Below are 23,586 nucleotides of genomic sequence, written 5' to 3'. Positions count from 1 at the left end.
AATCCTAGGACCTCTCCATTCATGGCTAACACGGATGCCTTGAAGCAACAGGGCGCGCGAGCTTTTACGCCGACCTTGAAATCGCACCTGGCCTACACGCTGCTCAGCGGCCTGGTGATCATGTTGATGCTCAGCCTGGTACGCCTGGCGCTGCTGGTCTACAACAGCGACATGATCGGCGACACCCCTTACTCGACGGTCGCCGAAGGCTTCCTCAACGGTTTGCGCTTCGACCTGCGGGTGGTGGTGTACCTGAGCATTCCGCTGCTGCTGGCAATTCTCAGCCCTTGGGCCATGGCCCAGCGCGGCCTGTTTCGCTTCTGGCTGACCATCACTTCGAGCATCGTGATGTTCCTCGGCCTGATGGAGCTGGACTTCTACCGCGAATTCCACCAGCGCCTCAACGGCCTGGTCTTCCAGTACATCAAGGAAGACCCGAAGACCGTCATGAGCATGCTCTGGTACGGCTTCCCGGTGGTCCGCTACCTGTTGGCTTGGCTGTTCGGCACCTGGTTGCTGAGCCTGCTGTTCAAAGGCATCGACCGGCTGACCCGCGGCAATGGCCAGCAACGCGTGGCGCCGTGGTACCACCGCCTGGCGGTGTTCATGGTGATCCTGTTGGTGGCCGTGGTCGCCGCCCGTGGCACGCTGCGCCAGGGGCCACCGATGCGTTGGGGTGATGCCTTCACCACCGATTCCAATTTCGTCAACCAGCTGGGCCTGAACGGTACCCTGACCCTGATCGACGCGGCCAAGAGCCGTTTCGGCGAGGACCGCGCCAACATCTGGAAGCCGGTACTGGAGCAAAACCTGGCCACCCAGACCGTGCGTGAACAGTTGCTGACCCCGCATGACACCCTGGTCGACGCCGACGAAGCTGCCGTGCGCCGTGATTTCGTGCCCCCGGCCGAACGCACGCTGCTGGTCAAGAACGTCGTGGTGATCCTCATGGAGAGCTTCGCCGGCCATTCGGTCGGTGCCCTGGGCAGCCCGAACAACATCACCCCGTACTTCGACAAGCTGGCAAAAGAGGGCCTGCTGTTCGACCGCTTCTTCTCCAACGGCACGCACACCCACCAGGGCATGTTCGCCACCATGGCCTGCTTCCCCAATCTGCCGGGCTTCGAATACCTGATGCAGACCCCCGAAGGCGGCCACAAGCTGTCCGGCTTGCCAGCGCTGCTCAGCGCCCGCGACTACGACGATGTGTACGTCTACAACGGCGATTTCGCCTGGGACAACCAGTCCGGCTTCTTCGGCAACCAGGGCATGACCACCTTCATCGGCCGTAACGATTTCGTCAACCCGGTGTTCTCCGACCCGACCTGGGGTGTGTCCGACCAGGACATGTTCGATCGCGGCAACGAAGAGCTGGCCAAGCATGATGGCAAGAAGCCGATCTACGCACTGCTGCAGACACTGTCCAACCACACACCGTATGCCCTGCCCAAGGACCTGCCGGTCGAGAAAGTCACCGGCCAAGGCCGCCTGGACGAACACCTGACCGCCATGCGTTACTCCGACTGGGCGCTGGGCCAGTTCTTCGAGAAGGCCCGCAAGGAGCCATACTTCAAGGACACCCTGTTCGTCATCGTCGGCGACCACGGCTTCGGCAACCACCAGCAGGTCACCGAACTCGACCTGGGCCGCTTCAATGTGCCGTTGCTGCTGATCGCACCCGGCATCCAGGAGAAGTTCGGCGCGGTCGACCACACGGTCGGTACCCAGGTCGACATCGTGCCAACCATCATGGGCCGTCTCGGTGGCCAGGCGCGTCACCAGTGCTGGGGCCGTGACCTGCTCAACCTGCCTGAGGGCGACCAGGGCGTAGGCATGATCAAACCGTCGGGCAGCGAGCAGATCGTCGGCCTGGTGCAGGGCGACCGCATCCTCATCGAATCCAAGGACATGAGCCCGCGCCTTTACCGCTACCAGCTGGGCAGCGAGTTCAAGGCCGAGCTGATCGAAAGCCCGGACCAGCCAGAGATGCTCAAGAAACTCGAGGCCTACATCCAGACGGCGACCAAGAGCCTGCTGGATAACACCGCCGGCGTCGTCCACGGCACGCCAAAGGACTAACGCGATAACCCGCCCTGGGCCGGATCGGACTGAACAAATCCCCCGGCCCACGGTCAAGCTATAACAGGCATCACCCCAGATGTTCTCTGCTTGAGAGGGCTATTCGATGAAAGAGTGGGAAGTCATCTTTGCCAACCAGAAAGGCGAGCCGACCACGCTGCTGCTGCACGGTGAGCAATGTCCCAGCGAGGAGGAGGCCGCCCGTGCCATACGCTCGCATCTCTTCCCGGTCATGGATGAGCTAGACCTCAACGACTTCCAGGACCGCGCTTCATCCCCCACTGCACGCTGGCTCAAAGAGCAGAACGGCGTGATCATCACCCGTATCCAAGAAGCGTCCTGACCCGCAGGTTGGCGTGGTGTCCTCGCAGGCACTACGCTGGTGGGAGGTGTTGGCCTGTTCTGCGGGGCTGCACCTGTTCGATTCACGTCTTGCATCAGCTCGATCTGCCCGGCCATGCCGGCGGGTGCGTAGTGCACGGAAAGTCTATCCATAGCGTTATTCAGGAGGACGATTCATGAGCAGCCACGACGATATCAGCAGCAATGTCCTGCGCCAGATGAAAGCTGGCGGTTTTGACTTCAGCCAGATCCACCCCATCGAGTTCTATGCGGTATTTCCAGATGAAGCCGGCGCGCGAAGGGCGGCCGGGCAATTTCGCGGCGAGTCGCTCAATGCTCAGGTGCATGAACGGGACGATGGGGCGTGGCACCTGGAATTGAGCAAGGTCATGTACGCCACTTATGGCGGCATCGGTGACTTCGAAGAGGCTTTCGAGCAGGTCGTCTCACCCTATGGCGGCGAGGTTGAGGGGTGGGGGGTCAAGCAAGAGCGGCCGATGGCCTGAACTGCCTTGGGGGCGCAGAGCGCCCCCAAGACTTTCAAGGCTTGCGCTTGGCCATGTGCTCTAGATAAGCCAGCAATGCATCCAGTTCCCGCTCACTCAATACGCTTTCGCTGAACCCGGGCATCCGCGCCTGCGGCCATTTGCGCAGGCTTTGCGGGTCGCGGATATATTGGCGCAGGAAGTTCGGCTGGAAATACTCGGTTGGGTTATGCGGCACATTCAGGTCAGGCCCGAACTGCGCATCCCCTGCGCCATTGAGCCGATGGCAGGCCAGGCAGTTCTGTTGGAACAGCGCAAAGCCCTGGCGTACGGGGTCATTGGCCGGCAGCTTCGGGTCGGGCAGCAGGGCCGGAAAGCGTTGCTCGACCGCTGCCAGGCGACGGATCGTGGCGATCTGGAACGGCCATTGCTCGGGGCGGATGCTGCTCGCCTGCGGATCGGTCCACACCAGATAGAACGGCCCCGCGCTCGGCTTGCCCTTGCCCAGTGGCGGCCACGGGTTGTCCGGATCTTCCACTGCCAACCACGCGCGTGCCGGACCCTCCTGCAGCAGCGGCGCGGCAGGCATTTCGGCGGCGAAACCGTCCAGCGCCACGGCTTGCAGGTGATCGTCCGCGGCGATGCCCTGCAGCAGCGAGGCGAGCGGCACGGCGCGATAGCGCATGGGTCGTTTATAGGAAACGTCCTGGTCGATGTTGATTTCGCGGGCCTGCGGCAGGTTTAAAAGCTCGGCGCTGTCCCACTGGCGCGGCGTGCCACCCAGTTCAAGGTGTAATTGCGCCGCCGATAGCGGGAGGCTCAAGAGCAGGGCTAGCAGGGCAACGCAATGGCGCATGGGCAATCTCCGACCGTCATGGCCGGCAGATTACCTGTGCATTGCCCGTAAAGGCCACAGCCACCATCATCCGAACAAACGTGTGAGGTTCGGCAGGATCAGCAGCAAAGTCGTGGCGAACAAAATGAGCCCAGCTTGGCGAAGTTTCGATTGTCTGAACATGGCGGACCGCCTTCTTGTTGTTATTCCTGAATACCCGTTGGCTTCCCTGTCGCGTTTCGGGTCGATCACCGTGGCGTGAGTCCACGCCCGTACAACTTACCTCTTTGAATCGATATACAACCAACAGTAGGGTGTACGTCATCCTTGCTTCAGAACCCTTTGTTCTATTGGCTCTATTGATTGATCGCGATCTGATATGAGGCCATAGGCCAGCTCGCTGGCACGCTCTGGCTAGACAGTTGCAGGCCTCGCCGTGACAACCCGACAGAATGTGACCGTTCGTCAGTACAGCCTACTTGCTTGTACGTGCCTTTCGCGGCAGTCTCTACAGCAGATTCCCACCCATGTCGTTCAGGACTATCCCTATGTCGTTACGCATCTGCATCCTTGAAACCGATGTCCTGCGACCGGAGTTGACCGCGCAGTACCAGGGCTACGGAAGGATGTTCGAGCAACTCTTCTCGCGGCAGCCGATTGCAGCCGAGTTTCGTGTGTACAACGTGATGAACGGCGACTATCCCGCCGAGGACGAACGTTTCGACGCCTACCTGGTCACCGGCAGCAAGGCCGATTCGTTTGGCACCGATGCATGGATCCAGACCCTCAAGGCCTATCTGCTGAAACTCTACGAGCGCGGCGAGAAGTTGCTTGGCGTGTGTTTTGGCCACCAGCTGCTGGCGTTGACCCTGGGCGGCAAGGCCGAGCGCGCCGACAAGGGCTGGGGTGTGGGCATTCATCGTTATTCGCTGGCGGCCCATGCGCCGTGGATGGACCCGGAGGTTTCCGAGCTGACCTTGCTGATCAGCCACCAGGATCAGGTGACCGCGCTGCCGGAAGGCGCCACGGTAATCGCGTCGAGCGATTTCTGCCCGAATGCGGCCTATCACATTCGCGATCAGGTGCTGTGCTTTCAGGGTCACCCGGAGTTTGTCCACGACTACTCGCGGGCGCTGCTAGACGCGCGCCAGGAGTATCTAGGCGATGAGGTGTATCACAAGGCGATCGCCAGCCTGGCCAGCGAACACCAGGGCGACCTGGTCGGCGAGTGGATGATGCGCTTCATTCAGCAGCCGACCAAGGCTTGATCCCAAAGGGCCGCAAAGCGGCCCCAGCAATTTAAAGCCAGCCCGATTTCTTGAAGCTTGCGAACAGCCCGGTACAACCCAGGCCAATCACCCCTAATACCCCAAAATAACCATACTGCCAACCCAGCTCCGGCATGTTCTGGAAGTTCATCCCGTAGATCCCGGCAATCGCCGTGGGGAAGGCCAGGATCGCCGCCCACGCCGCGAACTTGCGTTGCACGATGCTTTGCCTCGACGACTCCAGCAGCATGCCGATCTCGATGGTCTGGCTGGCGATGTCACGGATCCCGGCCAGGTCTTCCATCTGTCGCGTCACGTGAATCTGCACGTCGCGAAAATAGGGGCGCATGTTCTTGTCGATGAATGGAAAGCTCAGGCGCTGCAGTTCCTCGCTCACTTCCACCATCGGCGCCACATAGCGGCGCAGGCGCAGGATGTCGCGGCGCAGGCTGTGCAGGCGGCGGATGTCTTCTTCGAGCAACGAGCCGCTGAGCACGCTTTGCTCCAGCTCCTCGATCTCGCCGTGGATGGCTTCGCTGACCGGCTGATAGTTTTCGGTAACGAAGTCGAGCAGGGCATAAAGCACGAAATCTTCACCATGCTCCAGCAGCAGCGGGCGGGCTTCGCAGCGTTGACGCACCAGGGCGTAGGATTTGGAGTGACCGTTGCGGCAGGTGATGATGTAGCCGTTGCCGGCGAAGATGTGGGTTTCGATGAACTCCAGCTTGCCTTCATGGCGCACCGGCGAATAGGTGACGATGAACAGCGCGTCGCCGAAGGTTTCAAGCTTGGGCCGGCTGTGTTTCTCCAATGCGTCTTCGATGGCCAGTTCGTGCAGGTTGAACTGGCATTGCAGGTTGGCCAGTTCCTCAGCGTTGGGTTCCTCCAGGCCGATCCAGACAAAATGCCCGGGCTTGCGCGCCCATTCGCTGCCCTCGTCAATGCTGATGTTGGTGACCTTTCTGCCGGCGCTGTACACCGCCGATGCCACGACTCGACCCATGGTTATCCACTTGTTCGGTTAAACACGGGTTACAGCTTGGGCTGTCTGGAGCAGGACGGCAACCTGGCGGGTGCCAACTTACCGTCCATGGGGGCGCAAGATTCAGCCCATATGCTCCTGATCCAGCTCAATGGCTTTATCCAAAGCATCCAGCAGCCCCTTGCGGACTTTCAGCTTGGTGTTCTTGTGCGCCAGCATATTCAGCTTCTTCAGCTCGCGCGCAGCGGCCAGGGCGGTTTCGTGCAGCTGTTCTGCAGGCACCACCTTGTCGAGGAAGCCAGCTTGCACCGCGCCCTGCGGGTCGAAGACTTCGGCATTGTTCACCGAGCGCTGGAAGGCGGCGCGGCTCAGGCGGTCGCGTGCCAGCTCGATGCCGGCATGGTGCATGGTCATGCCGATCTGCACTTCATTCAGGCAGATCTTGTACGGCCCTTCCACGCCGATACGGTAATCGGCCGAGAGCAACAGGAAGGCGCCCTTGGCCACGGCGTTGCCAGGGCAGGCGACGATAACAGGGAAGGGATGCGATAGCAGGCGTCGGGCCAGGGTGGAACCGGCGGTGACCAGGCTTACGGCTTCTTTTGGCCCGGCTGTCATCACTTTCAAGTCGTAGCCGCCGGAGAGGATGCCCGGTTGGCCAGTGATGATCACCACGGCACGCTCTTCCTTGGCGCGGTCGAGGGCAGCATTGAAGGCGGTGATGACATCCGGTGAGATAGCGTTGACCTTGCCGTTGTTCAAGGTCAGGGTGGCGATGCCGTCTTCGGCGTGGTAGGTAATCAGCTCGCTCATGGCAGAGTCCTTTAGGGTGCGTGGCGATGACGTTACCCAGCACCGCGGGCCAGGTAAAGCAGCAAGGCTGACTGGCCAGTCAGCGTCAGGCCGCCGTGCCTTGCGCTGCCGGGGCAGGGCGTAGCCTGCCGGAAAAAGCGCAGGCGAGATTGGCAGCATTGCCCTGGTAACCTCGGTTTTTCAGAGGGTTGGCTTAAATGCATGAAAAAACTGAAAAAAATGCTTGCCAAAGAAAAGCTCTTCTACTAAATTACGCCGCCTCGACAGGCTGAACAGCTTGAAGAGAAAACGGTGAAGTGTCCGAGTGGTCGAAGGAGCACGCCTGGAAAGTGTGTATACGAGAAATCGTATCAAGGGTTCAAATCCCTTCTTCACCGCCACATTCTGCGAAGAGCCCCCGAGCTGAAAAGTTCGGGGGCTTTTTGTTTGTGCCCGCCATGTACTCCCCACATTCCTCAGGGTTGAACTCATCCGCCGCAACCCGCTAAGGTCGCCGCCTTGATTTACGAGAGGCAACCATGGGCTACCTGATAATCGTCGCGCTGATCCAGGCGTTTTCCTTCAGCTTGATCGGCGAGTACCTGGCCGGGCATGTCGACAGCTACTTTGCCGTGCTAGCGCGGGTAGTGCTGGCCGGGTTGGTGTTCTTGCCGCTGACGCGCTGGCGCCAGGTCGAGCCGCGGTTCATGCGCTCGATGCTGCTGATCGGCGCGCTGCAGTACGGCATTACCTATGTCTGCCTGTACCTGAGCTTCCGCGTGCTGACGGTGCCGGAAGTGCTGCTGTTCACCATCCTCACGCCGCTGCACGTAACCTTGATAGAAGACGCCCTGAACCGCCGCTTCAACCCTTGGGCGCTGCTTGCCGCCCTGGTGGCGGTCGCCGGCGCAGCGGTGATTCGCTTCGATAGCATCAGCGGCGACTTCTTCATCGGCTTCCTGTTGCTGCAGCTGGCCAACTTCACCTATGCCGCGGGCCAAGTGCTGTACCGTCATCTGGTCGCTCGCCACCCCAGCGACCTGCCGCACTACAAGCGCTTTGGCTACTTCTACCTGGGCGCGTTGATGGTGGTGCTGCCGGCCTTCCTGCTGTTCGGCAACGCCCAGCACCTGCCGAGCACCGACGTGCAATGGCTGGTGCTGCTGTTCCTCGGTCTGTGCCCGACGGCATTGGGGTTGTACTGGTGGAACAAGGGCGCCTGTCTGGTTTCCGGTGGCACGCTGGCGGTGATGAACAATCTGCATGTGCCGGTGGGGCTACTGCTTAACCTGCTGATCTGGAACCAGCACGAGCCACTGGGGCGGTTGTTCATCGGGGGGGCGATCATCCTCGCCTCGGTGTGGTTGAGCCGGCTGGGAATCCGCGCTGAAGCATCGCTGAGCGGCAAGGCTTGATATGCATAATCTTCTGGTCATCCTCGCACCGATCTTTGCCCTGATCCTGGTCGGTTACCTGTGCCGCCGCACCAACAAGCTCGGCGACAAGGCCGCCGCCGAAATCAACAAGATGGTGGTCTGGCTTTGCCTGCCTGCTCTGCTGTTCAAGGTGACTGCCACCGCGACCTGGAGTGAAATCTGGCACCCAGGGTTCATCGTGGCGTTTGGTGCCGGGGCGCTGGCGATGTTCGTGATCACCCTGGGGTGGCGGCTGTACAGCGGGCATGGGCTGGTCGCGGCGAGTATCGATGGGCTCAGCGCGGGGTATGCCAACACCGGCTATATCGGCATTCCGCTGTGCTTGCTGTTGTTCGGCCAGCCGGGACTGCAGCCTGCGCTGATTTCGTCATTGATCGTGGTCTGCCTGGTGTTCGCGATCTCGCTGACGCTGATCGAGATCGGCCTGCAGGAAGAGCGGCAGATCGGCCGTGCGATGTGGGTAGTGAGCAAGGCGCTGGCGAAGAACCCGCTAGTGGTTTCGCCCGTGATAGGGGCTGGTTGGGCCATGTCCGGGTTGGGCCTGGCCGAACCGGTCATGCATTTTATCGACATGCTGGCCTTGGCCACCACACCGTGTGCACTGATTTCCCTGGGGGCATTTTTGGCCGAGAAGCGCCCGGGTAGCCAAGCCAGCCCTTGGCCGCTGGTGGCGTTGAAGTTGATCGGGCAACCAGCGTTGACCTGGGTGCTGGCGTTCAAGGTATTCAGCCTGCCGACCATGTGGGCGGCTTCGGCGGTGCTGCTGGCCGCGCTGCCGACCGGGACCGGGCCGTTCATGCTGGCGGAGTATTACGATCGGGAGGCGGGGTTGATATCGCGGACGATCCTGTTGTCGACTGTGGCTTCTTTGGTGACCTTGACCGGGTTGTTGTACCTGTTGGGGTATGCGGGGTAGCTGAGGGCCTCTTCGCGGGGCAAGCCCGCCCCCACAGGTCAGCCACAGTGCTCAATGTGAGAGCGGGCTTGCCCCGCGAATGGGCCGCAAAGCGGCCCCAGTACTCTCAAGCCTCGCTCAACTCTTCCAGCCGATGCGGCACTCGCCCCGCCAACCCAATCCGCATGTCATTGCCACTCGGTTGCTGATAAAGGCTCAGCCCAAACTCCGGCAATACCGCCAGCAGGTAATCGAAGATATCCCCCTGAATCCGCTCGTACTCGGCCCACACCGTGGTCGTGGTAAAGCAGTAGATCTCCAGCGGCACCCCTTCGGCGCCGGTCTGCATCTGCCGGACCATGCAGGTCATGTGCTCATGTATGTTGGGATGGTTCTGCAGGTAAGCCAGAGCAAAAGCACGGAAGGTGCCAATGTTGGTCAGCTTGCGGCGGTTGGCTGAAAGCTCCGCCACCGGGCCCAGTGCCTCGTTCCAGGTCTGCAGCTCCTGGCGCTTGCCGGCCAGGTAGTCTTCCAGCAGGCGCACGCCACTCAGGCGCTGCTCCTCCTCACGTGTCAGGAAGCGCACACCGGCCGCGTCGATGAACAGGCTGCGCTTGATCCGCCGCCCACCCGATTGCTGCATGCCGCGGTAGTTGCGGAACGACTCGCTCATCAAGCGCCAGGTAGGGATCGAAACGATGGTCTTGTCGAAGTTCTGCACTTTCACCGTATGCAAGGTGATGTCCACCACATCGCCGTCAGCGCCGACCTGGGGCATTTCAATCCAGTCACCGACATGCAGCATGTCGTTGCTGGTGAGCTGCACGCTGGCGACGAACGACAACAGGGTGTCCTTGTACACCAACAGCAGCACCGCCGACATTGCACCCAAGCCTGACAGCAGCAACAGCGGCGAGCGGTCGATCAGGGTGGCGACGATGACGATCGAGGCGAAGATCCACAGCATCATCTTGGCCAGTTGCACGTAGCCCTTGATCGAGCGGGTGCGGGCGTGCTCGGTGCGCGCGTAGATGTCCAGCAGGCCATCGAGCAGACACGACAGTGCCAGGGTCATGAACAGCAGGGTAAAGGCCAGGGCGACATTGCCGAGGAAATGTTGGGCGGTGTCGGACAGTTCCGGCACCAGTTTCAGGCCGAACTGAATGACCAGCGACGGCGTGGTCTGTGCCAGACGGTGAAACACCTTGTTATGACGTAGGTCGTCGAGCCACTTGAGCGCCTGCTGGCGTGCCAGCAGACGGGTGGCGTGCAGCACCAGAAAGCGCGCCAGGCGGCCGATCACCAGGGAAATCAGCAGCAGCACGGCCAGGCCGATGGCGGCGTGGAGCATGGGGTGTTGGTCGAGGGTGCCCCACAGGTCGAGGCTGTCGCGCCAGATTTTTTGCATATCCATGAGCTTCAGAACGGTCTTTGCTTGCGAAACGAAGTGCCATTAGAGCGCGGATGGCGACAAAGTTGCCAAAAGAAATTCGGCTCCGGCGGCAGAAAACGTTACCCTATGCAACTGAATTTCCCCGCACTTGCCTGAGGTTACCTCCGTGTTCTCCCAATTCGCCCTGCATGAACGCCTGCTTAAAGCCGTGGCCGAGCTTAAATTCGTCGAGCCAACCCCGGTGCAGGCCGCGGCCATTCCCCTGGCCCTGCAAGGGCGTGACCTGCGCGTGACCGCGCAGACCGGCAGCGGCAAGACCGCCGCGTTCGTCCTGCCGCTGCTCAACCGCCTGGTCGACCTGAAAGGCCCGCGTGCCGAGATCCGCTCGCTGATCCTCCTGCCGACCCGTGAGCTGGCCCAGCAGACCCTCAAGCAAGTGCAGCTGTTCTCGCAGTTCACCTACATCAAGTCGGGCCTGGTCACCGGCGGTGAAGACTTCAAGGAACAGGCCGCAATGCTGCGCAAGGTGCCGGACGTGCTGATCGGCACCCCGGGCCGTCTGCTCGAGCAGCTCAATGCCGGCAACCTCGACCTGTCCCACGTCCAGGTAATGATCCTCGACGAAGCTGACCGCATGCTCGACATGGGCTTCGCCGAAGACATGGAGCGCCTGTGCAAGGAATGCGAGAACCGCGAGCAGACACTGCTGTTCTCCGCCACCACGGGCGGCGCCGCGCTGCGCGACATGATCGGCAAGGTACTGAAAGACCCTGAACACCTGATGCTCAACAGCGTCTCGCAACTGGCCGAAGGTACGCGCCAGCAGGTCATCACCGCCGACCACGACCAGCATAAAGAAGCGATCGTGCAGTGGCTGCTGGCCAACGAAACCTACGACAAAGCGATCATCTTCACCAACACCCGTGTGCTGGCCGACCGCATTTATGGTCACCTGGTGGCCAAGGACGTCAAGGCCTATGTGCTGCACGGTGAAAAGGACCAGAAAGACCGCAAGCTGGCCATCGAGCGCTTCAAGCAGGGTGGCTCCAAGGTGCTGGTAGCCACCGATGTCGCGGCCCGTGGCCTGGACATCGACGGCCTGGACCTGGTGATCAACTTCGACATGCCACGCAGCGGTGACGAATACGTGCACCGCATTGGCCGCACCGGCCGTGCCGGCGGCGAAGGCTTGGCGATCTCGCTGATTACCCACAATGACTGGAATTTGATGTCCAGCATCGAGCGCTACCTCAAGCAGCAGTTCGAGCGTCGGGTGATCAAGGAAGTCAAAGGCACCTACAGCGGGCCGAAGAAGGTCAAGGCGTCGGGCAAGGCAGTCGGCACCAAGAAGAAAAAGGGCGACAAGAAGACCGGTGACAAGAAGACCGCCGCCAAGCGCAAGCCGACCGCCAAGCCACGGCCGAATGCGCCGTTGGCCAGCGGCGATGGTTTGGCGCCGCTGAAGAAGCGCAAGCCTGCAGCTGAGTAAGTAGCCTGTTGCGTCGCTGTCGCCGGCTTGCCGGCGATAGGGACGCCAATGACATCAATCTGCTTTTTTCTCCGCCTCTTTCAGCTCCTTGATCCGCTTGTCGATCAGCTGACACTTATCTGGCAAGTCCGCAGCAGCCGTCCCCAGCTCCATCCCCTGGAGCTCGTCATTGATCTCCTTGGCCTTCTGCGGGTTCTGTTCGGTCAGCTGGCTCACCAGCCCGGCCAGTTCTTCGCGTTTCTGGGTCGCCTCTTCCGGCGTGCAAGCCCAGGCGGGCAGGGCGCAGAACAGGGCGGTCGCACAGGCGATGCGCAGCAGCGGTTTCATCCTTTATACCTCCGGCGTTGATGATGCCCGGTGGAGGTCTGTGCGCGACGGTTAGTTCAATGGCCAAGACTGGCGGGTATACCCCTGGGTATATTTACCGCGGCCTACCTCGCCTCTACCGTGGTCCCACAACCACAACAACCGAGGCGTAGACCCATGGATCGATTGAAAGGCAAGGTGGCACTGATTACCGGCGGCGCAGGGGGGTGTGGCCTGGCCGCGTCGGAACTGTTCGCGGCCGAGGGTGCCAAGGTCGCTATTCTCGACCTGCCCAGCAGCCAGGGGGAAGTGGTAGCGGCGCGCATCAATGCGGCCGGCGGCCAGGCCCTGTTCGTCGCTGCCGATGTGTCCGTGGCTGATCAGGTGCAACGTGCCGTCAGCCAGGCACAGGCGCACTTCGGGCCGATCACGGTGCTCATGAACCACGCTGGCATCATCGCCGCCGGCCCCTTCCTGGAAACCAGCGAAGCCGACTGGGACCGTTTGATGAGCGTCAACGTGAAAAGCATGTTCCTGGTGACCAAGGCCGTGCTGCCGGGCATGCTCGCCGCCGGTGGCGGCAGCGTGATCTGCACCTCGTCGATTTCGGCTGTGGTGGGCACACCAATGGAGGTGCTGTACTGCACCACCAAGGGCGCCTGCCACATGTTCGCCCGTGCCCTGGCCGTGGAATACCGAGACCAGAACATCCGCAGCAACGCCATTTGCCCTGGCTTCATCGGTACTGCCCACGGTCGACGTGAACTCGACCTGCTGCGCGGTTACGGCGTGGATGCCTCCGATGAGGCGATCAAGACCATGCAGGGCCGGCTCTGCGACCCCGCCGAAGTGGCCTCTGCCGCGCTGTTCCTCGCCAGTGACGAATCAAGTTTCGTCAGCGGCTCGCACCTGTTCGTCGACAACGCCTACACCGCTATGTAAAGCCCTACAACAAGAACAGCAGCACCTTTCAATTCTGCCCCCAAGCCAACTCCAACAACACAGAGGCAGCAGATGGAAAACATAGGCACTTACGTCATCTACGTGATCATGGCGTGCGCCGTGGTCGGCGCCATTGCGTCAATCATCAACGCCGAATCGGAACTGGCCAAGGAGTTCACCGCCGGTCTGCACAGCATCGGCCCGATCTTCATTCCGGTGGCCGGGATCATGGCCGCCATCCCGTTCATTTCCAGCTTCATCAGCCAGTTCATCGGCCCTTTGTTTCAGGCGATGGGCGCGGATGCCGGTATTGCCGGGCCAATTTTCATCGCCTCGGACCTTGGCGGTTACCAACTGGCTCAGGCGCTGTCGCACAGCCCTGAAGGCTGGATTCTTGGGCTGATTACCGGTTTTCAGTGCGGTTCGACCGTGATTTTCGTCATTCCGGTAGGCCTGGCCATGCTCAACAAGGCTGACCACAAATACATGGCGTTGGGCATCATGGCGGGTTTGCTGAGCATCCCGATCAGCATCGTGCTGATCGCCATGGGCATGCAGGCGATGGGCCTGGGGGTGCGTCCAGATATCGCCACGGCGGGTGCGGCGACCCAGGCGCTGCACTTTACCCTGCCGACGCTGCTGCGCAACCTGTCGCCGCTGATCCTGTTCTGCGTGGCGCTGGCGGCTGCACTGCGTTATTTCCCCAACCTGATGGTGAGCCTGTTCCTTAAGTTGGGGCAGCTGATGTACGCGGCGGTGACGCTGGTGCTGGTGGCATCGGTCGTCGAGTATTTCACGGGAGTGTTCACCGCGCTGTTCGGCGGCTGGGGTTTTGCGCCGATCATCGCCGACAAGGACGATCAATTCCGTGCGCTGGAAATTGCTGGTTACGTCGGCATCATGCTGTGCGGGGCATTCCCGATGGTCTACCTGATCAAGCGGTTCCTGTCGCGGCCGATCGAAGCGGTGGCTTCCAGATTTGGTCTGTCCCCAGTGGGCGCTGCCGGCGTGCTCGCCGCCTCGGCGAACATCCTTGCGATGTTCCGCCTGGTGGCCGACATGCCGCCGAAGGACAAGGTGCTGGTGATCGCCTTCGCCGTGTGCGCAGCGTTCACCTTTGGTGACCACCTGGCCTACTCGGCGAACTTCCAGCCGACGCTGATCGGGCCGCTGATCATTGGCAAACTCGCCGGCGGCTTGCTGGGCATGCTGCTCGCCTACTGGCTGGCGGTGCCCAAGGCTGAGGAGTTGGGCCGCCAGGAGGAACAGGCCGGGCTGCTGCAGGTCAGCACACCGTTGCATTGATGAGGTCAGGCATCGTTCAATGCTTTCCGGGCGCGGCTTCCCCGCGCCCTTGACCTCAATCAAGCAGGCCGCAGCCATGAACAGCGAACACGCCAACCGCCTGGCCACGGTGATTCGCAGCATCGGCAGCGACGCACTGGGCCCGGCCATCGACAGCGCACTCAAAGGTGTGGTCGATTTCGACATGAGCTGCGCCTACCTGTTCCGCTTCAACCAGCCGGCGCTGCTGGTACACGATGGCTACCAGCAACGGGTGACCGAGCGCACGCTCAAGGCCTACCTGCGCGGCGGTTACCTGCTCGACCCGTTCTATGTCGCCTGCACCAACAATCACCCTGCAGGGTTGTGGCGCATGAGCGAGCTGGCGCCTGACAGCTTCTACGCCTCAGGCTTTTCCATCTCGCCCGACATCCACCCCTGTGTCTCGTCGCACCACGGCAGCCTGATCGAAGAAATCGGCTTCATCGTTCCTGTGCGGCAACGTACGGCGTTGGTGTTTTCCTTGATGCGCGGCCTGGACAAGGGCGCTTTCGTAGCCGAGGAAGTGCAGCGCCTCGCGGCGTTGACGCCGTTGATCGATGCCATTTTCAGTCAGCACCTGCAGCTGGCGCATGCGAGTGACCTGGCCGACCCACAGGATTCGGATAGCCAGCTGGAGGATGCGTTCGTCGATATCCTCCAAGGCCAGCTGACCGAAACCCAGCGGCACGTGGCCAAGCTGATTCTGCAAGGGCACAGCAGCCAGTCGATCTCGCGGGAGCTGGGGATCTCCGAGGGGACTGTGAAAGTCCACCGGCATAATATCTGGCAGCGGCTGGGGATTGCCGGGAATGCGGAGTTGTTTCGGTTGTTTATTGGCTATCTCACGAGGCCGCAATGAGAGGGCGTGATATTTCCCTCAGCTCTGTAATCCCGTTCTGAAACTGCCCTTTTGCCTCCAAACCCCGTTGATCCGTGCCTGGCATCGCCCTAGTCTCGCCATCAAAGAGGAGGTATCGTATGTACATCTGTAAATACAGGGCGTGAGGCTGAGGGCGCTGCTTGGCGTGGTGGTATACACGGAAAGGCAAGGCGAGGTGATTCGCATCATTTCTGCACGTAAAGCCACCAGACGGGAGGCCAAACACTATGACCAAAGCATCGAAAACTGATTGGAGCCGCCTGGCTCAACTGGATGACAAAGATATCGATACCTCGGATATTCCCGAGTTGGACGAGGCTTTCTTCCAGCAGGCCGAGTTACGTGTGCCAGCGAAGCAGGCGGTGACCATTCGCCTGGACTCTGATGTGCTGGCCTGGTTCAAGGACCAGGGGGCGGGTTATCAAACCCGGATTAACCAGCTGCTCCGTCAGTACATGCACGCCCAGCAACGCCACCGCTGAGTTCTTTGGAACGCAACATATGCTCTTCAGGTCCCAACCTGTGTACCCCATGCGTCCACAGCAAGAGGCCAACTCCATGAGCATCACCTACGACTGGGACCTGATCGAGCGTTTGCTGCACGAGGTGCAAAACGGCGCCGGTCAAAGCTTCACCCCACGCCCCTATGCCGAGCAGCACGCGGCTGCGCTGGCCGCCGGCGGTCAGCCGGTGGGGGATGTGGACCATCTGAAAACCCGTGCCTGCGAGTACGAAAAACTGCTGTTCGAGCGTGGCTTCATCGAGTCTCGCCCGCCCGAAGAGGGCGGTAACGGTGAGAATTTCGTGCTGACCGAGCGTGGATCAAGGCTAATGAGCCTGATCGACAGCAGCATCCCGGGCTTCGAGCATCCGCGCCAAGTGCTGGATGACCAGGAGGATGCGCTGGACGAAACCACCTTCGAGCACGTGTCTGCAAAAGCGCAGATCGCTTGAGGTCGTTTTGAGGCTGGCAAGGTCGGCCCGGGAAACCCGATAATCGGTCTTCCTTGAAGTCTGCCGAGCCTTGCCCATGCCATTGATCACCCTGGAGGGTCGCCCATGATCGCGGCCCGCAAGAACCCCGACGCCTTTGCCTTTCAGGTGATGCTGGGGCTATGCCTGATCTGGGGTTGCCAGCAGGTGCTGATCAAGACGGCCGCCGTCGATATCGCCCCGGTGATGCAGGCGGCGCTGCGCAACTGCCTGGCTGCCGTGCTGGTGGGGTTGCTGATCTGCTGGCGCGGCGGTTGGGGGCAGGTGGGCAACACCTGGCGCGGCGGGCTTCTGGCCGGCGGGCTGTTTGGCCTGGAGTTCTTGTTCATCGCTGAGGGGTTGAAGCTGACGTCCGCGGCGCACATGTCGGTGTTCCTCTATACCGCGCCGGTCTTCACCGCACTCGGGCTGCACTTCATGTTGCCCAGCGAGCGACTGCGGTTGCTGCAATGGCTGGGGATCCTGCTGGCGTTTGGTGGGATTGCCACGGCATTTGCCGGGGGCATGTCGTTCGATGAGATGGACGGGCGAATGCTGTTGGGCGATGCCTTCGGCGTACTGGCCGGTTTGGCCTGGGGCGCGACCACCGTGGTGGTACGTGGCTCGCGCCTGTCCGAGGCGCCAGCGACCTTGACCCTGTTCTATCAGCTGGCGGTGGGCTTTGCCGGCTTGTTGCTGATTGCCTTGCTCAGCGGGCAGATCGGCAAGGTGTCGTGGACGCCCTTGGCGGTCGGCAGCGTGCTGTTTCAGGGCATCGTGGTTTCTTTCATCAGCTACCTGACCTGGTTCTGGTTGCTGCGCAAGTACCTGGCATCGAACCTGGCGGTGTTCTCGTTCATTACGCCGTTGTTCGGGGTGACCTTTGGCGTGTTGTTGCTGGATGAGCCGTTGAGCGTGAATTTTGTGCTCGGTGCCGTACTGGTTCTGCTCGGGGTAGTGCTGGTCAGTGCCGAGCCCTGGGTGAAGCAGCAGCTGCGCAAGTTTGTCGGTTGAGGCTGCTTGTGCCGGCAAGCACCAGCACGCCCGCCAGCCCCAGCCCTGCAGCCGCCAACAGCAAAGCCGGTTGCAGGCTGGCGCTGTAATGGTTGCTCAACGCCGCCAGCAATGGCCCGCTGAGCTGCCCCAGGGCAAAGCAGGCGGTCAGCAGCCCGGCATTGCGCTGTGTCGCATGCGGCGCCAGTTCCCGCGAACGTTGCATCACCAGCTGCATGCAGGCCAGGAATGGGGTACCGCACAACACCACCCCCAACGCCAGGCCAAGGCCACCGCCCATCAGGCAGGCCAACACGCCCAAGCCCTGCAGCCACAAGGTCGCAATCAGCCAGGTTGAAGTCCGGCCGGTGCGCCGCAGGCTCACCAGCACCACGCCCAACGCGGCCGCCACACCAAAGGCCGGCCAGAACAGGTCGGCCATCCAGTTACCCTGGAACTGTTGATTGGCCATTTGCGACAGGAAGGTCGCCGGCAGTATGTAGCCCACGCCATACAAGGCATACACCAGGCCCAGCCGGCCGATGCCAACGCTGCGCGATGCTCCTTGCTGCGCCATGCTCCGCGCTACGGCGGGCTCCAAGGCACGTGGCAGCCTAGGGCGTACTGCCAGCAGCATGACCAGCGCGGCAACCGCATAGATCAGCCATAGCGCCGCCGAGCCCAGTCCCAGCAAGTGGGCAACCAGTGCCAGCAGTCCTGTGAGAGCGATACCCAGACCCGGGCCGGCGAAGACCAGTGCGCCCAGGCGCTGCTGATTGTGGGCGCTGGCGAGCTGCTGGCTGAGGCTGGTGATCATCACCAGTACCCAGGCGCTGGCAACGCCGGTGCCGAAGCGCAGCAGTAGGTGGCTCCAGAAGCTGTCAGCGGCCGTTGACGCCAGGGTCAGCACCACACAGAGCCACAGGCCACCCTGCAGACGCATCCTGACCTGGGCCGGCTTGCGGGCGAACATCGCATCGGCCGCGCCAATGAAGTAACCGAAGTAGTTGGCTGCCGCGACCAGGCCGGCGGCCGTCAGGTCGAATTGGCCTTCGGCGATCAGTTGCGGCAGTTGTGGAGTGAGGGCGAAGCGGCCGATGCCCATGGCCATCATCAGGGCCACGGCGCTGGCCAGCAGTTGTACGAAGGGCGACATGAGAAAGCTCCTGCACAGGTGTAAGCGATGGATGGCAGGTTAGGGCGCTTTTACTTTCAATAAAATTGAATAATGATGATCAAGTTGTTCTGTTTTGGAGAATGTAATGGAGTTCAGTCAGCTGCGCATCTTCCAGGCTGTCGCCGAGGAAGGTTCTGTTACTCGTGCCGCCGAACGCCTGCACCGCGTGCCTTCGAATTTGTCTACGCGCCTGCGCCAGCTCGAGGAGCAGATGGGTGTCGAGCTGTTCCTGCGAGAACGCCAGCGTTTGCAGTTGTCGCCTGCCGGCAAGGTGCTGCTCGATTACGCCAACCGCCTGGCGGCGCTGCGTGACGAGGCCATATCGGCGGTTCAGGGCGGGCAGCCGGCCGGTGATTTCGTGCTGGGCACCATGTACAGCACGGCGGCCATCCACCTCCCGGCGCTGCTGGCCCGCTACCATCAGACGTATCCGGCGGTGAACCTGCAGGTGCGGGCGGCGCTTAGCGGTGATCTGCTCGAAGGCTTGCTCAGTCACCGTCTGGATGCAGCGTTTCTCGATGGCCCGCCGAGCTTGGCCGAGCTGGACGGCGTGCCTTTTTGCGAAGAGCAACTGGTACTGATCACCAGCCCCGAACACCCACCGGTGCTCACTGCCAGGGATGTCGCGGGTAGGGCAGTGTTCACCTTCCGCCAAGGCTGCTCCTACCGCATGCGCCTGGAGGCCTGGTACGCCCATGCCCACACGCCGATGGGCCGGGTGATGGAAATCGAGTCGTACCAGAGCATGCTGGCCTGTGTCATCGCCGGTGCGGGTGTGGCGCTGATGGCCCAGTCGACGCTCGACAGCCTACCCGGGCGCGACCGCGTACTCGCCCATCGCCTGCAGGCGCCGTTCGATCAGGCCGTGACCTGGCTGATGTGGCGGCAGGGAATGCGCGGTGCGAATTTGCAGGCGTGGATCGACTTGCAACAAAGCGAAACGATTAACCAGCCGTCGGAATACGGACTTTCCGCTTGATCCGAGTCAAACTCGCCCCTATCTGTAAGAACAAGGGCATGCGTAAGATGGGACATCGGACTATGATCTGTATGAAACATCGCAGGATTGATTGACCGTGAGGCTGACCCGTCAAGGGGGCACTATGAGAAACCAAATGTTCAACTGGCTCCACGACTTGGCTGTTGCCTTGGGGCTGATACCACCACCCTTGCAGCCGGTGCCGATCCCGACTGATGAAGAGCAGCGCCGGCGCCAGCCGCGCCGCCGCTAAAAACAACAAGGCCGCCGCATCTGTGATGATGCCGCGGCCTTTTTGCTTCTTCAGGTTTTTGCGTTGATCAGGCCAGTTTCGCAACACCCACAGGGTTGCGCGACAGCAAGCTGACCAGCACAAAGCTCACCAGCCCTACCGCCAGGCTGTAGTAGATCGGCGTGTTGGCATCCAACCCGTCCTTGAACATGAACAGCAGCGCGGTGGCAAAGCCCAGCGACATGCTGGCGATGGCGCCTGCGGTGGTCGCACGCTTCCAGAAGATCGCCCCGATCAGCGGGATCAGCATGCCACCGACCAGCAGGTTGTAGGCCAGGGTCAGGGCACTGATCACATCGTTCACCGCCAGGGCGATGCCCAGTACCACCAGGCCGGTGAGCAAGGTGAACAGGCGGCTCACGCTCAGGCTCGATTGCTTGCCACCACGCAGCTTGGGCAGCAGGTCTTCGGTGATGGTGGTCGAGGCAGCCAGCAGGCCGGCACTGGCAGTCGACATCATCGCCGCCAGGGCAGCGGCCATCAGCAGGCCACGGATGCCGTCAGGCAGCTGGCTCTTGATCATTTCGGCGAAGGCGTTGTTCGGGTTGGCCAGGTCTGGCATCAGCACATGCGCAGCCATGCCGATCAGGGCGCAGGCCAGGCCGTACAGCACGCAGTACACACCCGCCGTGGTGCCGGCGCGTTGGCAGACCTTTTCGTCACGGGCGGTGAATACCCGCTGCCAGATATCCTGGCCGATCAGGATGCCGAAGAAGTAGATCAGGAAGTAGGTGATGATGGTGTCCCAGCCGATGGTGGTCCAGGCGAAGCTGGCCGACGGCAATTTGGCTACCAGGGTGTCCCAGCCTCCAGCGTTGTATAGGCACACCGGCAGCAGGATGAACATCAGGCCCACGGTCTTGATCACGAACTGGACGATGTCGGTGAGGGTCAGCGACCACATGCCGCCAATCGTCGAGTAGACCACCACCACGCCACCACCGAGCAGCAACGACATCCAGAACGGCAAGTCGAGCAATACCTGCAACACGGTCGCCATGGCCAGGGTCGAGGTCACGCCGATCATCAGCGCGTAGGCCAGCATGATCGCGGCGCTGGCCTGGCGGGCCATGGGGTTGTAACGACGCTCCAGCACCTGGGTGACGGTGAAGATCTTCAAGCGCAGCAGCGGTTTGGCGAGGAACAGGTTGAGGGCGATGATGCCCAGGCCCAGGGCCGCGCACAGCCAGAAGCCGGAGATGCCGTGGACATAGCCCAGGCGTACGGTGCCGACGGTGGAAGCCCCGCCCAGCACCGTGGTGGCCATGGTGCCCATGTACAGCGTTGGGCCCAGGTTACGCCCGGCCACCAGGTAGTCTTCGTGGGTTTTCGCGCGCCGCATGCCATACCAGCCAAGCCCGAGCATGCCGGCGGTATAGATCATTACAACAATGATGTCCAAGGCCATTGGGGGTCTCCCGGTTATCTTTATTATGGCGAGATCGACCGCTCAGGCGTGTTCACGGCGCCCGGCGGTCTTGTCTTGTGTTGGCGGGCCTCAGTGGCCCTCCCTCATGGCTCCTGCCCGGGTACAGCGGTATCAGCGACGCACGACGCCCGGCAGCACGCAGAGCATTTCGAACAGCAGGTTGGCACCGAGCAGCGAAGTGTTGCCGGTGGTGTCGTAAGGTGGGGAGACTTCAACCAGGTCACAGCCGATCAGGTCCAGGCCGTGGCAGCCGCGAATGATCTCCATCGCCTGGATGGTGGTCAAGCCGCCGATTTCCGGGGTGCCTGTGCCTGGGGCCCAGGCCGGGTCGATGCCGTCGATGTCGAACGACAGGTACACCGGGCCGCCACCGACTTTTTCGCGTACTTCGGCCATCAGCGGCTCCAGCGACTTGTGCCAGCACTCTTCGGCCTGCACGACGCGAAAGCCCTGTCGACGGCTCCAGTTGAAGTCATCGGCGGTGTAGCCTTGGGCGCGCAGGCCGATCTGCACCACGCGATCGCAATCGAGCAGGCCTTCTTCCACGGCGCGGCGGAAGGTGGTGCCGTGGGCGATCTTCTCGCCGAACATATGGTCGTTGACGTCGGCGTGAGCGTCGATGTGCACCAGGCCGATCTTGCCGTATTTCTTGTGCAGGGCGCGCAAGATCGGCAGGGTGATGGTGTGGTCGCCGCCCAGGGTCATCGGGATGACGTTGTGCTCGACGATCTCGTCGTAGGCTTCTTCGATGATGCGCACAGCGTCGAGCAGGTTGAAGGTGTTGATCGCCACGTCACCGATGTCGGCCACCGACAGCGAGTCGAACGGGGCGGCACCGGTGGCCATGTTGTACGGGCGAATCATCACCGATTCGGCGCGAATCTGCCGTGGGCCGAAACGGGTGCCGGAGCGCAGCGAGGTGCCGATGTCCAGCGGCACGCCGATGAACGCGGCGTCCAGGCCCTCGGCGCTTTGCAGGTGGGGAAGGCGAAGCATGGTGGCGATGCCGCCGAAACGCGGCATTTCGTTGCCGCCCAGTGGTTGGTGGAGAACTTTGTCCACGGTGGGCCTCATCAGTCGGTCGATTGTTTTGTTTGTTCGAACCTGTGCCGCCGCGCGCCTTGGAAGGTTGTGCCGGCGGGCAGGGACATTTCGGCCAAGTCTGCTCGAAGGTAGTGCGTGGGAAAAATCGCTACCGGCAAAAACTTACTTCAGGAATTTCTGAACTAAAGACGGGCGCTCCGGTTAGACTGCGCGAAAACAACCCTGCGGAACCGTTGCACCATGGCCTCGACCTTGCCCGACCTGAAACTGCTGCGCATCTTCGTCAGCGTGGTGCGCCATCAAGGTTTCGCCAACGCCCAGCGCGAGCTCAACCTGTCGACCTCGGCGATCAGCACCTACATGAGCCAGCTCGAAGGTACCCTCGGTATTGTCCTGTGCCACCGTGGCCGTGGTGGTTTCAGTCTGACCAGCAAAGGCGAGCTGTTTCATCAGGAGACCTTGCGCCTGCTGGCCGAGCTGGACGGTTTCGAGCAGTACGCCGCGGCCCTCAAAGGCGAGCTGCGCGGCACGCTCAACCTCGGGGTGATCGACTCCACCGTCGGCGACCGTGCGCTGCCCCTGGCCGAGGCGATCGGCGCCTACAGCCAGGAACACCCGGCGGTGCACCTGCACTTGTCGGTATCCAGCCCTTATGAACTGCAACTGGGGGTGCAGGACAACCGCTTGGACTTGGCCATTGGGGCGTTTTCCTCGCGCATGAGCGGCCTGGTCTATCAGCCGCTGTATCGCGAGCAGCATTGGCTTTACTGCAGCAGCCGCCACCCCCTGTTTGCCGAACGGCGCATCCATGAACCGGTGGTGACCCAGCAGCGCATGGTCGGACGCGGTTACTGGAGCCAGGCGGAACTGGCACGGCACGGTTTCAAACACAGTGCCGCGACGGTCGAAAGCATGGAGGCGCAGTTGATCTTGATCTTGTCAGGCGCCTACATCGGTTATTTGCCGGAGCACTATGCCCAGGCTTGGGTCGACAAGGGTGATTTACGGGTGTTGTCACCGGCTACTTTCGGCTATCAAGCGCCATTTTCGTTGATAATCCGTCGCGGGCGCAGCCGTGAACCCCTGATTCAGACTTTCCGAGATCTGCTCAAAAGCCAGCTCAATGTTGGCTGATACACACGCTGTTTCAGTCATTCCGTCGGGATAAGCGTATTTCCTACAAAACCTGACTACTGTGCCTTTTGCGCTCTGCTAAACCTCTACTTGCTTTGATGATTTTCCCTTTCATC

24 protein-coding genes, 1 tRNA gene and 1 pseudogene are annotated in these 23,586 nt (G+C 61.5%); 18 read left to right on the top strand and 8 right to left on the bottom strand.

Going from position 1 to position 23,586, the window contains the following annotated elements:
• Positions 1 to 21 precede the first annotated feature (21 nt).
• The 3 genes from ACZ6YA_RS15470 to ACZ6YA_RS15460 all read left to right on the top strand — a co-directional run bounded on the left by ACZ6YA_RS15470 (position 22) and on the right by ACZ6YA_RS15460 (position 2,927).
• A complete protein-coding gene (locus tag ACZ6YA_RS15470) occupies positions 22 to 2,079 on the top strand; it encodes an LTA synthase family protein (protein WP_465897982.1) in 2,058 nt (685 codons plus the stop codon).
• A 106-nt stretch (positions 2,080 to 2,185) separates the two neighbouring features.
• Positions 2,186 to 2,422 (top strand): hypothetical protein, encoded by a 237-nt coding sequence (locus tag ACZ6YA_RS15465; protein WP_465897980.1) that lies wholly within the window; start codon positions 2,186 to 2,188, stop codon positions 2,420 to 2,422.
• 175 nt (positions 2,423 to 2,597) lie between these two features.
• Positions 2,598 to 2,927, top strand: a complete 330-nt coding sequence (locus tag ACZ6YA_RS15460; protein WP_465897979.1) for a ribonuclease E inhibitor RraB — start codon at positions 2,598 to 2,600, stop codon at positions 2,925 to 2,927.
• A 34-nt stretch (positions 2,928 to 2,961) separates the two neighbouring features.
• On the opposite strand, the gene ACZ6YA_RS15455 is transcribed toward ACZ6YA_RS15460, so the two are convergent.
• Positions 2,962 to 3,762, bottom strand: coding sequence for a cytochrome c (locus tag ACZ6YA_RS15455; RefSeq protein WP_465897978.1), 801 nt, complete (start codon positions 3,760 to 3,762; stop codon positions 2,962 to 2,964).
• 527 nt (positions 3,763 to 4,289) lie between these two features.
• Between ACZ6YA_RS15455 and ACZ6YA_RS15450 the strand changes: the two genes are divergently transcribed.
• Positions 4,290 to 5,009: an amidotransferase gene (locus tag ACZ6YA_RS15450; protein ID WP_403135932.1), complete on the top strand. Its 720-nt coding sequence runs from the start codon at positions 4,290 to 4,292 to the stop codon at positions 5,007 to 5,009.
• 31 nt (positions 5,010 to 5,040) lie between these two features.
• Here ACZ6YA_RS15450 and ACZ6YA_RS15445 read toward each other — a convergent pair whose 3' ends face one another.
• A complete protein-coding gene (locus ACZ6YA_RS15445) occupies positions 5,041 to 6,012 on the bottom strand; it encodes a magnesium and cobalt transport protein CorA (protein ID WP_465897977.1) in 972 nt (323 codons plus the stop codon).
• A 102-nt stretch (positions 6,013 to 6,114) separates the two neighbouring features.
• Positions 6,115 to 6,804, bottom strand: coding sequence for a crotonase/enoyl-CoA hydratase family protein (locus tag ACZ6YA_RS15440; protein WP_465897976.1), 690 nt, complete (start codon positions 6,802 to 6,804; stop codon positions 6,115 to 6,117).
• A 290-nt stretch (positions 6,805 to 7,094) separates the two neighbouring features.
• Here ACZ6YA_RS15440 and ACZ6YA_RS15435 point away from each other — a divergent pair.
• The 3 genes from ACZ6YA_RS15435 to ACZ6YA_RS15425 all read left to right on the top strand — a co-directional run bounded on the left by ACZ6YA_RS15435 (position 7,095) and on the right by ACZ6YA_RS15425 (position 9,135).
• Positions 7,095 to 7,184: transfer RNA gene (locus ACZ6YA_RS15435), tRNA-Ser, on the top strand.
• A 138-nt stretch (positions 7,185 to 7,322) separates the two neighbouring features.
• Positions 7,323 to 8,198 (top strand): carboxylate/amino acid/amine transporter, encoded by an 876-nt coding sequence (locus ACZ6YA_RS15430; protein ID WP_465897975.1) that lies wholly within the window; start codon positions 7,323 to 7,325, stop codon positions 8,196 to 8,198.
• A 1-nt stretch (position 8,199) separates the two neighbouring features.
• Complete coding sequence (locus ACZ6YA_RS15425) at positions 8,200 to 9,135, top strand: AEC family transporter (RefSeq protein WP_465897974.1); 936 nt, start codon at positions 8,200 to 8,202, stop codon at positions 9,133 to 9,135.
• Positions 9,136 to 9,241: 106 nt separating this feature from the next.
• On the opposite strand, the gene ACZ6YA_RS15420 is transcribed toward ACZ6YA_RS15425, so the two are convergent.
• Positions 9,242 to 10,528 carry a mechanosensitive ion channel family protein gene (locus tag ACZ6YA_RS15420; protein WP_465897973.1) on the bottom strand — a complete coding sequence of 429 codons (1,287 nt, stop codon included), beginning with the start codon at positions 10,526 to 10,528 and terminating at the stop codon, positions 9,242 to 9,244.
• A 145-nt stretch (positions 10,529 to 10,673) separates the two neighbouring features.
• Between ACZ6YA_RS15420 and ACZ6YA_RS15415 the strand changes: the two genes are divergently transcribed.
• A complete protein-coding gene (locus ACZ6YA_RS15415; protein ID WP_465897971.1) occupies positions 10,674 to 11,996 on the top strand; it encodes a DEAD/DEAH box helicase in 1,323 nt (440 codons plus the stop codon).
• Between the two features lie 54 nt (positions 11,997 to 12,050).
• Here ACZ6YA_RS15415 and ACZ6YA_RS15410 read toward each other — a convergent pair whose 3' ends face one another.
• On the bottom strand, positions 12,051 to 12,323 hold the full coding sequence (locus ACZ6YA_RS15410) for a hypothetical protein (protein ID WP_465897970.1): 273 nt from the start codon (positions 12,321 to 12,323) through the stop codon (positions 12,051 to 12,053).
• A 156-nt stretch (positions 12,324 to 12,479) separates the two neighbouring features.
• On the opposite strand from ACZ6YA_RS15410, the gene ACZ6YA_RS15405 reads away from it, so the two are divergent.
• From ACZ6YA_RS15405 to ACZ6YA_RS15375, 7 genes and pseudogenes are all read left to right on the top strand, one after another.
• Positions 12,480 to 13,244 carry an SDR family NAD(P)-dependent oxidoreductase gene (locus tag ACZ6YA_RS15405; protein WP_465897969.1) on the top strand — a complete coding sequence of 255 codons (765 nt, stop codon included), beginning with the start codon at positions 12,480 to 12,482 and terminating at the stop codon, positions 13,242 to 13,244.
• 72 nt (positions 13,245 to 13,316) lie between these two features.
• Positions 13,317 to 14,549: an ethanolamine utilization protein EutH gene (eutH, locus tag ACZ6YA_RS15400; protein ID WP_465897968.1), complete on the top strand. Its 1,233-nt coding sequence runs from the start codon at positions 13,317 to 13,319 to the stop codon at positions 14,547 to 14,549.
• Positions 14,550 to 14,625: 76 nt separating this feature from the next.
• Positions 14,626 to 15,429: a helix-turn-helix transcriptional regulator gene (locus tag ACZ6YA_RS15395; RefSeq protein ID WP_465897967.1), complete on the top strand. Its 804-nt coding sequence runs from the start codon at positions 14,626 to 14,628 to the stop codon at positions 15,427 to 15,429.
• Positions 15,430 to 15,577: 148 nt separating this feature from the next.
• Positions 15,578 to 15,700 (top strand): annotated as a pseudogene (locus ACZ6YA_RS15390) (BrnT family toxin); the annotation flags it as partial.
• A complete protein-coding gene (locus ACZ6YA_RS15385) occupies positions 15,678 to 15,932 on the top strand; it encodes a BrnA antitoxin family protein (RefSeq protein ID WP_465897966.1) in 255 nt (84 codons plus the stop codon). The pseudogene ACZ6YA_RS15390 and the gene ACZ6YA_RS15385, both read left to right, overlap by 23 nt.
• Positions 15,933 to 16,008: 76 nt before the next feature.
• A complete protein-coding gene (locus ACZ6YA_RS15380) occupies positions 16,009 to 16,404 on the top strand; it encodes a transcriptional regulator (RefSeq protein ID WP_465898046.1) in 396 nt (131 codons plus the stop codon).
• A gap of 105 nt (positions 16,405 to 16,509) precedes the next feature.
• On the top strand, positions 16,510 to 17,436 hold the full coding sequence (locus ACZ6YA_RS15375; RefSeq protein ID WP_465897965.1) for a DMT family transporter: 927 nt from the start codon (positions 16,510 to 16,512) through the stop codon (positions 17,434 to 17,436).
• On the opposite strand, the gene ACZ6YA_RS15370 is transcribed toward ACZ6YA_RS15375, so the two are convergent.
• Positions 17,387 to 18,571: an MFS transporter gene (locus tag ACZ6YA_RS15370; RefSeq protein ID WP_465897964.1), complete on the bottom strand. Its 1,185-nt coding sequence runs from the start codon at positions 18,569 to 18,571 to the stop codon at positions 17,387 to 17,389. The two genes, ACZ6YA_RS15375 and ACZ6YA_RS15370, sit on opposite strands and share 50 nt — an antisense overlap.
• Before the next feature lie 106 nt (positions 18,572 to 18,677).
• Here ACZ6YA_RS15370 and ptrR point away from each other — a divergent pair, with 106 nt between their 5' ends.
• Positions 18,678 to 19,571, top strand: a complete 894-nt coding sequence (gene ptrR / locus ACZ6YA_RS15365; protein ID WP_465897963.1) for a putrescine utilization regulator PtrR — start codon at positions 18,678 to 18,680, stop codon at positions 19,569 to 19,571.
• A gap of 124 nt (positions 19,572 to 19,695) precedes the next feature.
• Positions 19,696 to 19,824, top strand: a complete 129-nt coding sequence (locus ACZ6YA_RS15360) for a PA1414 family protein (RefSeq protein WP_400795319.1) — start codon at positions 19,696 to 19,698, stop codon at positions 19,822 to 19,824.
• Positions 19,825 to 19,891: 67 nt separating this feature from the next.
• Here ACZ6YA_RS15360 and ACZ6YA_RS15355 read toward each other — a convergent pair whose 3' ends face one another.
• Together ACZ6YA_RS15355 and speB are read right to left on the bottom strand one after the other, a co-directional pair.
• A complete protein-coding gene (locus ACZ6YA_RS15355; RefSeq protein ID WP_465897962.1) occupies positions 19,892 to 21,271 on the bottom strand; it encodes a sodium:solute symporter family protein in 1,380 nt (459 codons plus the stop codon).
• Positions 21,272 to 21,403: 132 nt separating this feature from the next.
• Positions 21,404 to 22,354, bottom strand: coding sequence for an agmatinase (speB, locus tag ACZ6YA_RS15350; RefSeq protein ID WP_403135908.1), 951 nt, complete (start codon positions 22,352 to 22,354; stop codon positions 21,404 to 21,406).
• 222 nt (positions 22,355 to 22,576) lie between these two features.
• On the opposite strand from speB, the gene ACZ6YA_RS15345 reads away from it, so the two are divergent.
• Positions 22,577 to 23,470 (top strand): LysR family transcriptional regulator, encoded by an 894-nt coding sequence (locus tag ACZ6YA_RS15345; protein WP_465897961.1) that lies wholly within the window; start codon positions 22,577 to 22,579, stop codon positions 23,468 to 23,470.
• The last annotated feature ends 116 nt before the right edge of the window (positions 23,471 to 23,586 follow it).

The organism is Pseudomonas sp. NPDC090752 (assembly GCF_055584805.1).
Note: the sequence above shows the minus strand (reverse complement) of the source record. Positions and strands in the feature narration are given on the sequence as shown.

Excerpts from the sequence above, each read along its gene's own strand:
- ACZ6YA_RS15470 (WP_465897982.1), top strand. The coding sequence starts at position 22 with ATGGCTAACACGGATGCCTTGAAGCAACAGGGCGCGCGAGCTTTTACG.
- ACZ6YA_RS15465 (WP_465897980.1), top strand. The coding sequence starts at position 2,186 with ATGAAAGAGTGGGAAGTCATCTTTGCCAACCAGAAAGGCGAGCCGACC.
- ACZ6YA_RS15460 (WP_465897979.1), top strand. The coding sequence starts at position 2,598 with ATGAGCAGCCACGACGATATCAGCAGCAATGTCCTGCGCCAGATGAAA.
- ACZ6YA_RS15455 (WP_465897978.1), bottom strand. The coding sequence starts at position 3,762 with ATGCGCCATTGCGTTGCCCTGCTAGCCCTGCTCTTGAGCCTCCCGCTA.
- ACZ6YA_RS15450 (WP_403135932.1), top strand. The coding sequence starts at position 4,290 with ATGTCGTTACGCATCTGCATCCTTGAAACCGATGTCCTGCGACCGGAG.
- ACZ6YA_RS15445 (WP_465897977.1), bottom strand. The coding sequence starts at position 6,012 with ATGGGTCGAGTCGTGGCATCGGCGGTGTACAGCGCCGGCAGAAAGGTC.
- ACZ6YA_RS15440 (WP_465897976.1), bottom strand. The coding sequence starts at position 6,804 with ATGAGCGAGCTGATTACCTACCACGCCGAAGACGGCATCGCCACCCTG.
- ACZ6YA_RS15430 (WP_465897975.1), top strand. The coding sequence starts at position 7,323 with ATGGGCTACCTGATAATCGTCGCGCTGATCCAGGCGTTTTCCTTCAGC.
- ACZ6YA_RS15425 (WP_465897974.1), top strand. The coding sequence starts at position 8,200 with ATGCATAATCTTCTGGTCATCCTCGCACCGATCTTTGCCCTGATCCTG.
- ACZ6YA_RS15420 (WP_465897973.1), bottom strand. The coding sequence starts at position 10,528 with ATGGATATGCAAAAAATCTGGCGCGACAGCCTCGACCTGTGGGGCACC.
- ACZ6YA_RS15410 (WP_465897970.1), bottom strand. The coding sequence starts at position 12,323 with ATGAAACCGCTGCTGCGCATCGCCTGTGCGACCGCCCTGTTCTGCGCC.
- ACZ6YA_RS15405 (WP_465897969.1), top strand. The coding sequence starts at position 12,480 with ATGGATCGATTGAAAGGCAAGGTGGCACTGATTACCGGCGGCGCAGGG.
- eutH (WP_465897968.1), top strand. The coding sequence starts at position 13,317 with ATGGAAAACATAGGCACTTACGTCATCTACGTGATCATGGCGTGCGCC.
- ACZ6YA_RS15395 (WP_465897967.1), top strand. The coding sequence starts at position 14,626 with ATGAACAGCGAACACGCCAACCGCCTGGCCACGGTGATTCGCAGCATC.
- ACZ6YA_RS15385 (WP_465897966.1), top strand. The coding sequence starts at position 15,678 with ATGACCAAAGCATCGAAAACTGATTGGAGCCGCCTGGCTCAACTGGAT.
- ACZ6YA_RS15380 (WP_465898046.1), top strand. The coding sequence starts at position 16,009 with ATGAGCATCACCTACGACTGGGACCTGATCGAGCGTTTGCTGCACGAG.
- ACZ6YA_RS15375 (WP_465897965.1), top strand. The coding sequence starts at position 16,510 with ATGATCGCGGCCCGCAAGAACCCCGACGCCTTTGCCTTTCAGGTGATG.
- ACZ6YA_RS15370 (WP_465897964.1), bottom strand. The coding sequence starts at position 18,571 with ATGTCGCCCTTCGTACAACTGCTGGCCAGCGCCGTGGCCCTGATGATG.
- ptrR (WP_465897963.1), top strand. The coding sequence starts at position 18,678 with ATGGAGTTCAGTCAGCTGCGCATCTTCCAGGCTGTCGCCGAGGAAGGT.
- ACZ6YA_RS15360 (WP_400795319.1), top strand. The coding sequence starts at position 19,696 with ATGAGAAACCAAATGTTCAACTGGCTCCACGACTTGGCTGTTGCCTTG.
- ACZ6YA_RS15355 (WP_465897962.1), bottom strand. The coding sequence starts at position 21,271 with ATGGCCTTGGACATCATTGTTGTAATGATCTATACCGCCGGCATGCTC.
- ACZ6YA_RS15345 (WP_465897961.1), top strand. The coding sequence starts at position 22,577 with ATGGCCTCGACCTTGCCCGACCTGAAACTGCTGCGCATCTTCGTCAGC.